This is a genomic window from Emticicia sp. BO119 (assembly GCF_013912375.1).
In the GTDB taxonomy this organism is placed as follows: domain Bacteria; phylum Bacteroidota; class Bacteroidia; order Cytophagales; family Spirosomataceae; genus Emticicia.
In genome coordinates this window covers 98,431-111,908 of the sequence record NZ_JACETV010000012.1, presented here as the reverse complement: position 1 = coordinate 111,908, position 13,478 = coordinate 98,431, and the positions used below count along the sequence as shown (strand labels likewise).

General features: G+C 40.2%; 11 protein-coding genes. 7 read left to right on the top strand and 4 right to left on the bottom strand.

Annotation, left to right across the window (positions count from 1 at the left end; translation table 11 throughout):
* The 4 genes from H1R81_RS25915 to H1R81_RS25900 form a co-directional block, all read right to left on the bottom strand.
* The coding region (locus tag H1R81_RS25915; RefSeq protein ID WP_220275318.1) for a hypothetical protein at positions 1–4,980 on the bottom strand (4,980 nt) is incomplete at its 3' end.
* Between the two features lie 611 nt (positions 4,981–5,591).
* Positions 5,592–5,945, bottom strand: a complete 354-nt coding sequence (locus tag H1R81_RS25910; RefSeq protein ID WP_181843665.1) for a LytTR family DNA-binding domain-containing protein — start codon at positions 5,943–5,945, stop codon at positions 5,592–5,594.
* A gap of 662 nt (positions 5,946–6,607) precedes the next feature.
* Positions 6,608–6,817, bottom strand: a complete 210-nt coding sequence (locus tag H1R81_RS25905) for a helix-turn-helix transcriptional regulator (RefSeq protein WP_181843664.1) — start codon at positions 6,815–6,817, stop codon at positions 6,608–6,610.
* A 3-nt stretch (positions 6,818–6,820) separates the two neighbouring features.
* Positions 6,821–7,336 (bottom strand): DUF2975 domain-containing protein, encoded by a 516-nt coding sequence (locus tag H1R81_RS25900; protein WP_181843663.1) that lies wholly within the window; start codon positions 7,334–7,336, stop codon positions 6,821–6,823.
* A gap of 195 nt (positions 7,337–7,531) precedes the next feature.
* Between H1R81_RS25900 and H1R81_RS25895 the strand changes: the two genes are divergently transcribed.
* From H1R81_RS25895 to H1R81_RS25865, 7 genes are all read left to right on the top strand, one after another.
* Positions 7,532–8,050 carry an RNA polymerase sigma factor gene (locus H1R81_RS25895; protein WP_181843662.1) on the top strand — a complete coding sequence of 173 codons (519 nt, stop codon included), beginning with the start codon at positions 7,532–7,534 and terminating at the stop codon, positions 8,048–8,050.
* Positions 8,034–8,783 carry a HEAT repeat domain-containing protein gene (locus H1R81_RS25890; protein ID WP_181843661.1) on the top strand — a complete coding sequence of 250 codons (750 nt, stop codon included), beginning with the start codon at positions 8,034–8,036 and terminating at the stop codon, positions 8,781–8,783. Before H1R81_RS25895 ends, H1R81_RS25890 begins: the two co-directional genes overlap by 17 nt.
* Before the next feature lie 220 nt (positions 8,784–9,003).
* Positions 9,004–9,777, top strand: a complete 774-nt coding sequence (locus tag H1R81_RS25885) for a DUF4097 family beta strand repeat-containing protein (protein ID WP_181843660.1) — start codon at positions 9,004–9,006, stop codon at positions 9,775–9,777.
* Between the two features lie 23 nt (positions 9,778–9,800).
* Positions 9,801–10,505, top strand: coding sequence for a hypothetical protein (locus H1R81_RS25880; protein WP_181843659.1), 705 nt, complete (start codon positions 9,801–9,803; stop codon positions 10,503–10,505).
* Between the two features lie 153 nt (positions 10,506–10,658).
* Positions 10,659–12,089 (top strand): serine hydrolase, encoded by a 1,431-nt coding sequence (locus H1R81_RS25875; protein WP_181843658.1) that lies wholly within the window; start codon positions 10,659–10,661, stop codon positions 12,087–12,089.
* 297 nt (positions 12,090–12,386) lie between these two features.
* Positions 12,387–13,040, top strand: a complete 654-nt coding sequence (locus H1R81_RS25870; protein ID WP_220275317.1) for a hypothetical protein — start codon at positions 12,387–12,389, stop codon at positions 13,038–13,040.
* A 39-nt stretch (positions 13,041–13,079) separates the two neighbouring features.
* Positions 13,080–13,370 carry a YciI family protein gene (locus tag H1R81_RS25865; protein ID WP_181843657.1) on the top strand — a complete coding sequence of 97 codons (291 nt, stop codon included), beginning with the start codon at positions 13,080–13,082 and terminating at the stop codon, positions 13,368–13,370.
* Positions 13,371–13,478 lie beyond the last annotated feature (108 nt).

Genomic DNA, 13,478 nt, shown 5'->3' with positions numbered 1-13,478 from the left:
ACCAGAGGGCGCTGAAGTAAAGGTCCCTCCCGAAGTTCCTGTTAAGGTTACATTGGCCGGACTCGCTGATTTACAATAAGGTGTTCCCCCATAACTAATTGTAGCACTTGGACTATCTGTAATTGTTACACTGGTGGTAGCAGTCGCTGAAGCACATCCTCCACTGGCAGCTATCGTATAAGTCACTGTATAAGCACCTGCCGAACTACTTCCCGGGGTAATTTGTCCCGAAGAACTGTTCAGACTCAATCCTACAGGAGAAGCCGTAAAGGCTCCTCCCGAAGTTCCTGTCAAGGTTACATTCGCAGGGCTGGCTGTCTTACAATAAGGGGTTCCGGCATAACTAATTGTAGCACTTGGACTATCTGTAATCGTTACACTCGTAGTAGCAGTAGCTGAAGCACAGCCCCCACTGGCAGCTATCGTATAAGTAACTGTATAAGTTCCCGATGTACTGCTATTTGGGGTAATCTGCCCCGATGAACTATTGATTGTCAGACCTGAGGGAGCAGAAGTGAAAGTACCCCCAGAAGTTCCTGTCAAAGTCACATTGGAAGCACTCGCTGTTTTACAGTATGGCGTACCTGCATAGCTGATACCGGCTGAGGGGCTATCCGTAATCGTTACACTGGTGGTGGCAGTAGCTGAAGCACATCCTCCACTGGCAGCTATCGTATAGGTCACTGTATAGGTTCCTGCCGTACTACTTCCCGGGGTAATTTGCCCCGATGAACTGTTCAGACTCAATCCTACAGGAGAAGCTGTAAAAGTACCCCCAGAAGAACCTGTTAAGGTTACATTGGCCGGACTCGCTGATTTACAATAAGGCGTGCCGGCATAACCAATCGTTGCACTCGGGCTATCCGTAATGGTTACACGGGTGGTAGCAGTCGCAGAGGCACATCCCCCACTGGCAGCTATGGTGTAGGTAACCGTATAAGTTCCTGCCGTACTGCTATTGGGAGTAATCTGTCCCGAAGAACTGTTCAGACTCAATCCTACAGGAGAAGCCGTAAAAGTTCCTCCCGAAGTTCCTGTCAAGGTTACATTCGCAGGGCTGGCTGTCTTACAATAAGGGGTTCCGGCATAACTAATTGTAGCACTTGGACTATCTGTAATCGTTACACTGGTGGTAGCCGTAGCTGAAGCACAGCCTCCACTGGCTGCTATCGTATAGGTCACTGTATAGGTTCCTGCCGTACTGCTGCCCGGAGTTATCTGTCCCGTTGAATTATTGATTGTTAAACCTGAGGGAGCAGAAGTGAAAGTACCCCCAGAAGTTCCTGTTAAGGTTACATTCGCAGGACTCGCTGTTTTACAGTAAGGCGTGCCGGCATAGCTGATACTGGCTGAGGGACTATCCGTAATCGTTACACTGGTGGTTGCTGTAGCTGAAGCACAGCCCCCACTGGCAGCTATCGTATAAGTAACTGTATAAGTTCCCGATGTACTGCTATTTGGTGTGATCTGTCCTGATGAACTGTTGATTGTCAGACCAGAGGGAGCAGAAGTGAAAGTACCCCCAGAAGTTCCTGTCAAAGTAACTTTCGCAGGGCTGGCTGTCTTACAATAAGGGGTTCCGGCATAACTAATTGTAGCACTTGGACTATCTGTAATCGTTACACTCGTAGTAGCAGTAGCTGAAGCACAGCCCCCACTGGCAGCTATCGTATAAGTAACTGTATAAGTATTGGCTGTACTGCTGTTTGGGGTAATCTGTCCTGATGAATTATTGATTGTCAGGCCAGAGGGAGCAGAAGTGAAAGTACCCCCAGAAGTTCCTGTCAAAGTAACATTCGCAGGGCTGGCTGTTTTACAATAAGGCGTGCCTGTATAACTAATTGTTGCACTTGGCGCATTAGTAATCGTTACACTGGTAGTAGCAGTCGCAGAAGCACATCCTCCACTGGCAGCTATGATGTAGGTAACCGTATAAGTCCCTGACGTACTACTACTGGGGGTAATCTGTCCCGATGAACTGTTCAGACTCAATCCTACAGGGGAAGCAGTAAAAGTTCCGCCAGAAGAGCCTGTCAAAGTTACATTGGCCGGACTCGCTGATTTACAATAAGGCGTGCCGGCATAACCAATCGTTGCACTTGGACTATCTGTAATCGTTACACTGGTGGTAGCAGTCGCTGAAGCACATCCTCCACTGGCTGCTATGGTGTAGGTAACCGTATAAGTTCCTGCCGTACTACTTCCCGGGGTAATTTGTCCCGAAGAACTGTTCAGACTCAATCCAACAGGAGAAGCTGTAAAGGTCCCTCCTGAAGTTCCTGTTAAGGTTACATTCGCAGGGCTGGCTGATTTACAATAAGGAGTTCCGGCATAACTAATCGTTGCACTCGGGCTATCCGTAATGGTTACACTGATGGTTGCCGTAGCAGAGGCACATCCCCCACTGGCAGCTATCGTATAGGTTACTGTATAAGTCCCTGATGTACTACTTCCCGGTGTTATCTGTCCTGATGAACTGTTCAGATTTAAACCTACAGGGGAAGCAGTAAAAGTTCCTCCCGAAGTTCCTGTTAAGGTTACGTTGGCCGGACTCGCTGATTTACAATAAGGTGTGCCGGCATAACCAATCGTTGCACTTGGACTATCTGTAATCGTTACACTGGTGGTGGCCGTAGCAGAAGCACAGCCTCCACTGGCAGCTATCGTATAGGTAACAGTATAAGTCCCTGATGTACTGCTATTTGGTGTAATCTGTCCCGATGAATTATTGATTGTCAGACCAGAGGGCGCTGAAGTGAAAGTACCCCCAGAAGTTCCTGTCAAAGTCACATTCGAAGGGCTGGCTGATTTACAATAAGGCGTGCCGGCATAACTAATTGTAGCACTTGGACTATCCGTAATCGTTACACTGGTGGTGGCCGTAGCAGAAGCACAGCCTCCACTGGCAGCTATCATATAGGTTACTGTATAAGTCCCTGCTGTACTACTTCCTGGGGTAATCTGTCCCGATGAACTATTAATTGTCAGACCTGAGGGAGCAGAAGTAAAAGTACCCCCAGAAGAGCCTGTCAAAGTCACATTGGAAGCACTCGCCGTTTTACAGTATGGCGTGCCTGTATAACTAATCGTTGCACTTGGGCTATCTGTAATCGTTACACTGGTAGTAGCAGTCGCAGAAGCACAGCCTCCACTGGCAGCTATTGTATAAGCTACTGTATAAGTCCCTGATGTACTACTTCCAGGGGTAATCTGTCCTGATGAACTATTGATTGTCAGACCTGAGGGGGCAGAAGTAAAAGTACCTCCAGAAGTTCCTGTCAAGGTTACATTGGATGCACTCGCTGTTTTACAATAAGGTGTTCCTACATAACTAATCGTTGCGCTTGGACTATCCGTAATCGTTACACTGGTGGTTGCCGTAGCAGAAGCACAGCCTCCACTGGCTGCTATCGTATAAGTCACTGTATAAGTCCCTGATGTACTACTACCCGGTGTTATCTGTCCTGATGAACTATTGATTGTCAGACCGGAAGGCGCAGAAGTAAAGGTTCCCCCAGAAGTTCCTGTGAATGTTACATTGGATGCACTCGCTGTTTTACAATAAGGGGTTCCTGAATAACTAATCGTTGCACTTGGCGCATTAGTAATGGTCACACTCGTAGTTGCAGTAGCAGAAGCACATCCCCCGCTGGCAGCTATCGTATAGGTTACTGTATAAGTCCCTGATGTACTACTTCCCGGGGTTATCTGTCCTGATGAACTATTGATTGTCAGACCTGAGGGGGCAGAAGTAAAAGTACCTCCAGAAGTTCCTGTCAAGGTTACATTGGATGCACTCGCTGTTTTACAATAAGGTGTTCCTACATAACTAATCGTTGCGTTTGGGCTATCCGTAATCGTTACACTGGTAGTAGCAGTAGCAGAAGCACAGCCTCCACTGGCAGCTATTGTATAAGTCACTGTATAAGTCCCTGATGTACTACTACCCGGTGTTATCTGTCCTGATGAACTATTGATTGTCAGACCGGAAGGCGCAGAAGTGAAAGTTCCTCCTGTTGTGCCATCCAATGTTACTTCTGGAGGATCTGCTGTTTTACAAAACGGGCTTCCAGTGTAAGAAAAGGTAGCAGTTGGATTGAGTGTAAAGGTTACATTTACGGTGTCGGTTGACGGACTACAAGGAACGTTAGTAACTGTCCAGACTAATACATAAGTTCCTGCTCCACCAGAAGGTGTAAAGGTGGCGGTTTCTGAAGTGATACTACTGAACTGACTATTACTTGTTGAAGGGCCACTAAAAACAGACCAGCTTCCGGTTGCAACAGCATTTGCCGCTAAAACCGCAGGCGCAGAAGAAAGACATAAAGTCTGGTCAGGTCCGGCCTCTGAAGTTGAATAAGTAATATCAGGATTTGGATTATCTGCCATAAAATCACCGAACAGTTCGTCATCTGCACTTATATTATTAATTTCAATAAATTCTATTCTATCAAAGCTATCCCCACTTATATTAAAGGTATTTTTTAACCCTACTCCCGGAGTAGCAAATGTATGGGTTCCAACGAGTGTAGCACCAAGATAAGTTTCAAGCTTAAATATCTCTCCTGATCCATTTGGCCCGGCTACTGAAAACTGAAAGCGCGTTATCGGAGCACTGAAAACCAGATGTTGATTCTCATTGCTTGAAGAATAACTGAGTGTATGATAGTAGGTAAACGTTGCAGAAGTACCTGGTCCCCCATAAGCTACAGATCCTGGAGAAGCAATCAGACCAGAGTTTGGACACGAACTTATTTGGGTATGTGTAAATTCAAAAGTAACAGTCGTCCCACCTCCGCATAATGTTGTAGAGGTAGAGGAGTTGCCAAAACAGGTAGGCACTGTAAACGGGATAAGGGTTACTCCACTAATTGTACCGGATTGTAGAGTAGTTTGCGCTTCTGAATAATTTTGAATAAAAATAATAGTTAATAATGTACCGAAGAATCTGACTACACCGAATTGTATAAATGTTTTCATAATCATCAATATTTAATGGTATAGAAAATGGCTTTACTTTTATGAGTTAATTTTTTTAAACTACAGCTTACCTATTCAATGAATTGTATTCAATTCGTTGAAGGTTCTTAAATTTTTGCACGTTTAAATAATTCTATTGTGAGATTTTTAATAGGTTATATTAATTTAAATGTTTTGTGGAGATGGCTTATCAAAAAATCAAAGCAGGCAGATTGAGATATACAGAATTAATACAGAATGAAACTTCTTTCATCAGTTTCAGGCTTTTGATATTACTTTATAGTTACTTCACTTTTAAGTAAAAATATATGATTGGTTACCTTTACTTACAAAACCTTTGGTAATATATAATCAATATACGAGAAATCTCACATACATAGCAAATAATCGTTCTTCATCCAAAAAAAACATTCATCCAGAAGTTGACATTATTTGAACATTAAGTGAGCTAATATTATTACAACACCTGCTCGTCGGTAGAGGCAGATTGTTTAGTGATGAGATAGACATGTTTTGTATGCTGGTAGAAATTTTTGGGTTAAGGGGCATGATAGTTCTCAAAAAGCAGAGAAGAGTTTCTGATCAGAAACCCTCTCCAACTTTTTATCTTTCTACCATGAAAGTTCTTTGGTTGCTCTAATAGCACTTTGGCCTGAAAGCCTTTGGAAATGCTTCGTTCTCCTTCTTGATATTTTATATATCTCGTTGTTTCCCATTTTTATCTGTGATGAGGACTGTTCGTAACCCACTATATAACTAAGATTAATAAGAACCGAACGGTTAGGCCTGAAAAAAGGAAATTGTTGCAGGCGTTTGGCAAGTGTACCAAGCGTAACTGATGACAAAACTGTGCTGCCATCTTCCAGATACACTTGCGTATAATTGATGTCTGCCTTCAAAAGCAAAACAGTCGTAGGGTCAATTTTTAGTCGCCCTCCAAACGGAATGAGAAGTTCGTTATTCATGGTAGTTGATTTTTTTGACAAGCTCAAAAGTAGTGCAGCAATCGCCTTTTGTGTTAGCGCATTTTGAACATTCTTTTCCTCATTTTGAACCTAAATGATACAAAACAGTACTTTTCCTGTTAAACTACAATGATACGAAGAGTACGGCGCTAAGGGCTTTTAGTTTTCAGGGTAATTCAAATGATGAACTATTCATTTATTCACAAACAACACTTATCAGTAATTTTAATAAATTTTGCAGAAAATCACCTACTGCCATTGGCAGTTTTTAAGGTAGAACGATAGTTGAGGTTAAAAGCATTTGATTCGACGAATATCAATTCAGCAGCTCTCATTTTTAAAAATAGGAGTAAAAGAAACCGATTAGCTAATATATAGAGTTGATAATTTCTCTTTATTCGTATAAATAACTTTTCTTCCTTTAATTTCATTGTTCAGAATATCCCCGTAGTTAATCATCTATAACTTCTTCACCAGTAAGTACCCAACCTATAAATCTATTTATCTTTATGAACCTGTTTAAACTTTTTATTTTATAGCGAGAATGCACGGTCCGCCATTGCGGCAATTTTTTAATCAGATGAGCCAAAAGAAATAAGTTTAAACAGGTTCTATGTATAAATTAATCCCCTTTCATACTTTTGTTCTCAAGTTTTTCTCTCTCACTCCTCCTCAACATACTCCAAAACATCCCCAGGCTGGCAGTTCAATACCTTACAAATAGCTTCAAGGGTATCAAAGCGGATACCTTTGGCTTTACCAGTCTTTAGAATTGATAAATTGACGGTGGTAATTCCTATTTTTTCTGCCAACTCTTTACTTTGCATCTTGCGTTTGGCAAGCATCACATCTACATTTATAATAATTGGCATATCTCAAATAAATAAATCTTGTTCGTTCTGCAATTGTAAACCCTGTCTGAAAATAGCGGCAAAGAAGTAGGCAAAAATGCCCAGAATAAAGTGCAAGATAACTAAAATTATGGCCATGTCTTCTACCTCTGCAAAAATGCTCGCAAAGAAAATGGTTAAGCCTGGCAAAAAAAGGTTAGCCCAATAAAAGAAACGCAATTGTCTGATACCATATTCTGTAAACAATTTTGGTTGAAAAAACGCTTTGAAAATATTACTCGCCAATAAAAAGAACAACCCATATAATCCTAATACCAGTAGAAAATCAAAGATGATATAAGACATATTGTAATCTCCGTTCAGAAAAGGTTTTTGGGTAAACGGGTACATGACATGAAAATACTTTTTGTTTTCTCTGAAACCGAGAAATACGCCTGTAATCAAAGCAAAAAGCGAATAGGCCGCTGTAAACAGATAAAAAAAGGCCAATACACGGGTGATGTAAAAAAGAATCTTAGAGACAATTTTTACCTTATTCATTTTCCATAATTTTAAAATACAACGCAAAAATAAATCTTAATTATCATAAAACAATAATTAATTTATTTTTTGCAATTATTTTCTACTGATCTTATTGGTATTTTTCTCAATCTTATTTACTAACTTTATTATTCCCGAAAAAAGTTTTAAAAACTTTTGTAATGACTTTCAGGTTTGGTCGTCTATGTTATTGAAATGGATTTAAAAGTATTTACACAATCGGTTCTTCAGCATCAATCCCGGCTTTTCCGGGTAGCAAAGCTCTTCCTCAAAAATACCGAGGAAGCAGAAGATACCGTTCAGGAAATATTTCTAAGACTATGGGATAAACGTCAGCAGCTTGATGCCTATAACAGTGTAGAGGCTTTGGCTGTGCAAATGACCAAAAACCTTTGTCTGGATAAACTCAAGTCTCATGCTTATAACTATACCAGCACAGGGCTGGAGACAGTAGAGGTAAGCACCAGGAATTATACTCCCCATGAGCAGACAGAGTTGGCAGATAGTAATGAATTGCTAAAGAAAATTATCGACGATTTACCCGAAATTCAGAAGACTATTCTTCATCTGAGAGACGTAGAAGAGTATTCGTTTGAAGAAATTGAACAGATTACAGGACAGACCATCAATAATATAAGAGTCATATTGTCGAGAGCGCGCAAGAGTGTGAGAGACAGTTATTTAAAAACGAACAATTATGTATCAGGAAATTGAAAAATTACTGGAGAAATATTATGAAGGTGAAACCACACTCCAGGAAGAAAAGTATATCAAAGAATTTTTTAGCAAAGCTGAGGTGCCAACACATTTGCAGCACCATATAGCAGAGTTTGCTTATTATCGTCTGGCTGCCAAGGAGACACCCTCGAAAAACCTGAATGAGGAACTGCTCAGACGCATTGAAAAGAAAGGCAGAATCATTCAGTTCAGAGCCATAAGCATGAGAATAGCCGCCGGAGTAGCTTTATTGATTGGAGGTTTTGCCATAGGCTATGCCTATAATAACAGAGGTGCTGATATTGTATTTGTTGAAAGCAAGACTGAAAAAGCCATGAAACAAACTTTGCAGTTTGAACAGGTAAGTCTCACATCGGCCAGCGAAAGGATTGATGCTGTAAACAAGAGTTTAAAACTGAAAGCATTAGATCAGGATCTGATACAACTACTGATTAATACGCTGAATTTCGACGACAACATAAACGTTCGTTTAGCCGCCGCTCAGGCATTGGCTCATTTTGAGGAAGAACCTCTCGTAAGAGAAGGACTGATTCAATCGCTGAAAATTCAGACCGACCCGACTATTCAGATAACACTCATCGAACTATTGGTAATGATGAAAGAAAAACGTGCTTCGCAAACAATGGAGCAGATTTCACAGGACAGAGCAACAATGGACGTGGTTCGGATGAAAGCGCAGGAAGGTGCCGCTAAGTTAATCACTTTATAATGCCTGATACATAAGTAATGGATGGGTGGCTGAGCGTAGTTGGAGCCAGTTCCCGAAATACTGAGAACTGACCATAGTAAAGAAACAATGACCAAAACAGTAATCAAACAATCATATATAAACAATTAACACAATACAGATTTCCAGACGAATTAAGGCCTTATTCTGAGGATTATGTATTAAACAAATCAATTTCAGAATTATTTAAAAGTATATTACAATGAAAAAAAATATCTTAATAGCCGCTTGCCTTTTACTTACTGCTGTCTATACGCAAGCACAGGAATTCAAATCTAAATTAGCCAATACTAAAGACAGTAAAATAGCCATTGAGCTCGACGCCGATAATATGAAAATTGAAGGCTATGCCGGAGACGAGGTAATCATCAGAGGTGGAAGTACAGAACCAATACCCGAGCAAGCAAAAGGCTTAAAGCCACTTTACAATACTAATATTGATAATACAGGGCTTGGTTTGGCTGTTAACCTGGAAAGTGGTGTTCTACGCATTGAAAAAGCCTCAAGAAAATCGTCAAAATACACGATTATGGTGCCTAATAAAGCAAGCATTATGTTTACGCAGATCAACTTTCAGGGCTCATCTGTCAGTTTCAGCAAAATAGACGGAGACCTCGAAATAAAAACCAATAATGCTGATATTAAACTGAATGACGTAACAGGGCCAATTGTAGCCAACAGTATCAGTGGCAAACTCACAGCTGTTTTTTCTTCACTTAGTCAGTCTACCCCATCTTCTATCTCTTTGATTAGCGGTGAACTTGACATAACGCTTCCTGCTACATCAAAAGCCACTTTAGTAATGAAATCTATTTCAGGTGAAATCTACACAGACTTAGACCTGAACCTGAAATCAGGCAAAGACGGTATATCAAGAGTAGGTGGCGGACATAATATTACAGGTAATCTGAATGGTGGCGGCGTGAATCTTCAATTGAATACCATCAGCAGCAATATCTACGTTCGCAAAAAATAACAACCTTTGTCCTATATAAAATTATGAAAAAGCTAATAACATTATTACTAACACTTGCTCTTTGCCATTCGCTTTCTTTTGCACAGAAAATTGTTGAAAAACACCTACCTTTTTCAGCAGGGCAATCCGTAGACCTGAATCTCAGATTCGCTAATGATATCAAAGTACAATACTGGGATAAACCCGAGGTATATGTAAAGATTGCAGTTGAAATTAACGGAGGCAGATTGAATGATGCCCTCATGGTTGATTCTAAAAATAACTCCAATCAAATAAGCCTGAAAACTGATTACGACAAAGAGTTGATTAAAAAAGGCAGGCCTGAAGATTGTCCTGATACCAAAGATGGTCGTTCTTCGTGGGGTAGTAATAATGAACGCTATTATGTGTGCAGCACTATCAATTATGAGGTCTATCTACCGAAAAAAGCCGAAGTGAGTTTAGAAACCATCAATGGCAATATCTGGATTAGCAGCATTAATAGTGACCTGACGGCCAAAACTATCAGTGGTTTTGTAGAGGTAAACTGGCCAAAGGGCAAAGGTGGCAACATAGGTATGAAAACCATTACCGGAGAAGTATATTCTGACTTAGACATTAAGTTTAAAAACAAAAGAGAGAGAAACCCCATTGTAGGTTATCTTTTAGAAGGCACAGTATATGGTGGTGGCCCGGAAGTGCGTCTCGAATCAATCAGTAATAATGTTTATGTAAGAAATAAGAATTAATATATGTAATTAAGGTTTAGTTTTAGCAGCTTTGTAGAGTTTCACAACTTGCAGGGCTGCTAAACTTTTATAGGCAGTTTAAATTTCTTTCCCTGCATTCATAGATTTGAGGGTAAACTATTCGTTCCTTTGTAAAAACGTTTATTGCTTTCTATGATACAAAGATTAAAACTTACATTGTTTACTTGTTTTACAATTGCTTCTGTTAGTATTCAAGCCAATGCTCAGGCTGACGCCCAACTAAAGCTGATAGATCAGTTCATTCAAAAAAATATGGCTAATAACCATATTCCTGGCCTATCCATCGCTATTGCCAATAAAAATCAGCTCATTTTTTCTAAAAGCTACGGCAAAGACGGAAACGGCAAAAACATCATCAGTAGCACTCCTTTTGCCATTGCCTCACTAAGCAAAGCATTTACCTCAATGGCAGTTATGCAATTGGTGGAAGCCGGGAAAATTAATCTCGATTCTCCTGTTAAAACTTATATTCCTTCATTCAGCATGGCCGACCCTCTTGCCGATAAGATTACTGTCCGTCAGTTTCTCAATCAGACAAGTGGGCTGTCAGACGTAGTATATCCTGAACTAAGCTTCAAACAACAACCTGCCTCTACTGCAAATACCATCGATAATCTGAAAGACGTAAAGCTGGACACTAAGCCCGGTGAAAAATTTCATTACCACAATCCCAATTACCATATACTGGCTCGGCTGGTAGAAGTGGTAAGTCATGAAAAATTTATAGACTATCTGCAAAAACATATATTCGCCCCATTGCAGATGACACATACTGCCAGCTATCATACCACACTGGAGTTTCAGAAACATTTAGCACAAGGGAATATATTTGTGTTTGGTCAGCCTGTAAAAATCAACGAACCTAACTGGTTTATAGAAGGTTCAGCTGGCATAGTATCTACCACATCAGATTTAGCCAGATGGCTTAGACTTTATCTGAATAAAGGAGCATATCAGGAGCAACGCCTTCTGAGCGAAAAAGGGATAGAAACCATGTTTACTCCGCCTGCCAATAGCTCCTATGGACTGGGCTGGTTTGTAGATGCGCAAAAGAATGTTTCCCATAGCGGGGTACTCTGGACATACCAGGCAGAACAAATGATTCTGACAAAAGAAGGCTATGCAATCGTGATTCTGTTTAATAGCGGTATCAATGCCTTTCAGGATTATCATACCTTTATGCAGGGGGTCAGTAATATTCTTACTAATCAGGAGCCAGAGCTTCCTTTAATGAATGATTCAATTTATGAATTGATAATGGCTACTTTTATCTTGCTTATATTGCTGCTTACTTTTATGCGTTTCCGCAACATGAGAACATGGATAGCAAAACATCGCTTAAAACCATCATGGATAGTCAACAGTAAAATCATTATACGGCTCCTCCCCTTAGTTTTCCTATTATTGACTCCTACCCTTCTTACCCTACTATCTCATAGAGTACTAAGCTGGGAACGGATATTCCTGATGGCACCAAGTGTCATCATCTGGTTAGGAATAGCGGCCCTGTGTAATTTGCTCATTGTCATTGTCAGGGTAGTAAATCTTCGGAAACGTTGGTGAGTGCATTATGAGGCTTCCTCGCAAAAGACATAACAAATAGTCAGTACAAAATCGAGTAAATCCTCAAACCTTAAAATTTTGCTGTTCAAGGTTGTCAATAAATCAATTGACGTATATAGACTATGGTTAGATATAAAAAATGAATATATTCTTAAAAAGTCAGTATCTTTCCACAGTTATTGCCTATGACCCCTGACCCTAAAATAATTGACAACTTTTTAATGAGTAATACTTATCAATTTGCACTAATTTGCACACAGAGTATATTATTAACCACTATTCAATTCAAACCTTAAAATGAAAAACTATCTATTGTTTCTCCTTTCTTTGGGGCTTTACACTTGTTCGCCAAAGCAAATGCCAACTAATGCAGGGCAGGCATGGCAAAATATAATACAGCAGATTCCTGGCAAAATTGAATGTGAGTCCTATAATCTTGGGGGAGAAGGCGTAGCCTACCACGATACTGATAGTATTAATAATGGTAGTGGAAAGCTGAATCCGGCTAATGGAAGTTTCCTGAATGAATTCAGAATGAATGAAGGAGTTGATATATCTTATACCAAGGCTAACGATATTGACAATACGAAATACAATAAAGTGATGCCTGAAATGAATAAATTCTATGTTGGCTGGACAGAACCCAGCGAATGGATAAAATATTACGTCAATGTAAAAGAATCAGGTATATATAGCGTAGGATTAATGTACACAGCAAACGGTGATGGGCTTATTTCGTTAGATATAGATGGGAAACCCATTGCTGAAAACCTGAAAGTTGTCTCAACCTTTGACCCAAACGAGCCCGTTGACTGGCGACAATGGCATCATTGGAACAAGGAAGCGTCATTGGCAGAAGTCAGACTTACCAAGGGAATACATATCCTGACGCTGCATACAGTAGCGCATGGCAATATGAACTACGACTATTTAGAATTTAAAAAGAAGTGACCCATAAATTGAATTTTTGACCTTAAACTAAATTGTATAATGAATCAGTATGTGATTATAGCCAGAGACGGTTCTGATGAAGAAGCCATTCATCGACGCATGGAAGCCCGCCCTCTTCACCTTACAGGCGCAAAAAATCTTAAAGAACATAATCAGTTTGTGATAGGAGGTGCCATTCTTGACGAGTCCGGTAAAATGATAGGGTCAGTAATGATTGTTCAGTTTGAAACCGACGAAGAAATGCAAGCATGGTACGACAACGAACCCTACATTAAACAGAACGTGTGGCAATCTATTGAGGTTAAACCTTTCCGTGTAGCCAATATATAACTATTCCAATATTTGGCACGATATTTTTAATAAATTCTTAAATCGATAAATTACCCTTTCTAATCTATAAACAATACATTTGCGTCTACATAATGGCGTAAAAGATCA

Bases quoted from the DNA above. Each gene is read 5' to 3' on its own strand.
- H1R81_RS25910 (WP_181843665.1), bottom strand. From the start codon at position 5,945: ATGAATAACGAACTTCTCATTCCGTTTGGAGGGCGACTAAAAATTGAC.
- H1R81_RS25905 (WP_181843664.1), bottom strand. From the start codon at position 6,817: ATGCCAATTATTATAAATGTAGATGTGATGCTTGCCAAACGCAAGATG.
- H1R81_RS25900 (WP_181843663.1), bottom strand. From the start codon at position 7,336: ATGAATAAGGTAAAAATTGTCTCTAAGATTCTTTTTTACATCACCCGT.
- H1R81_RS25895 (WP_181843662.1), top strand. From the start codon at position 7,532: ATGGATTTAAAAGTATTTACACAATCGGTTCTTCAGCATCAATCCCGG.
- H1R81_RS25890 (WP_181843661.1), top strand. From the start codon at position 8,034: ATGTATCAGGAAATTGAAAAATTACTGGAGAAATATTATGAAGGTGAA.
- H1R81_RS25885 (WP_181843660.1), top strand. From the start codon at position 9,004: ATGAAAAAAAATATCTTAATAGCCGCTTGCCTTTTACTTACTGCTGTC.
- H1R81_RS25880 (WP_181843659.1), top strand. From the start codon at position 9,801: ATGAAAAAGCTAATAACATTATTACTAACACTTGCTCTTTGCCATTCG.
- H1R81_RS25875 (WP_181843658.1), top strand. From the start codon at position 10,659: ATGATACAAAGATTAAAACTTACATTGTTTACTTGTTTTACAATTGCT.
- H1R81_RS25870 (WP_220275317.1), top strand. From the start codon at position 12,387: ATGAAAAACTATCTATTGTTTCTCCTTTCTTTGGGGCTTTACACTTGT.
- H1R81_RS25865 (WP_181843657.1), top strand. From the start codon at position 13,080: ATGAATCAGTATGTGATTATAGCCAGAGACGGTTCTGATGAAGAAGCC.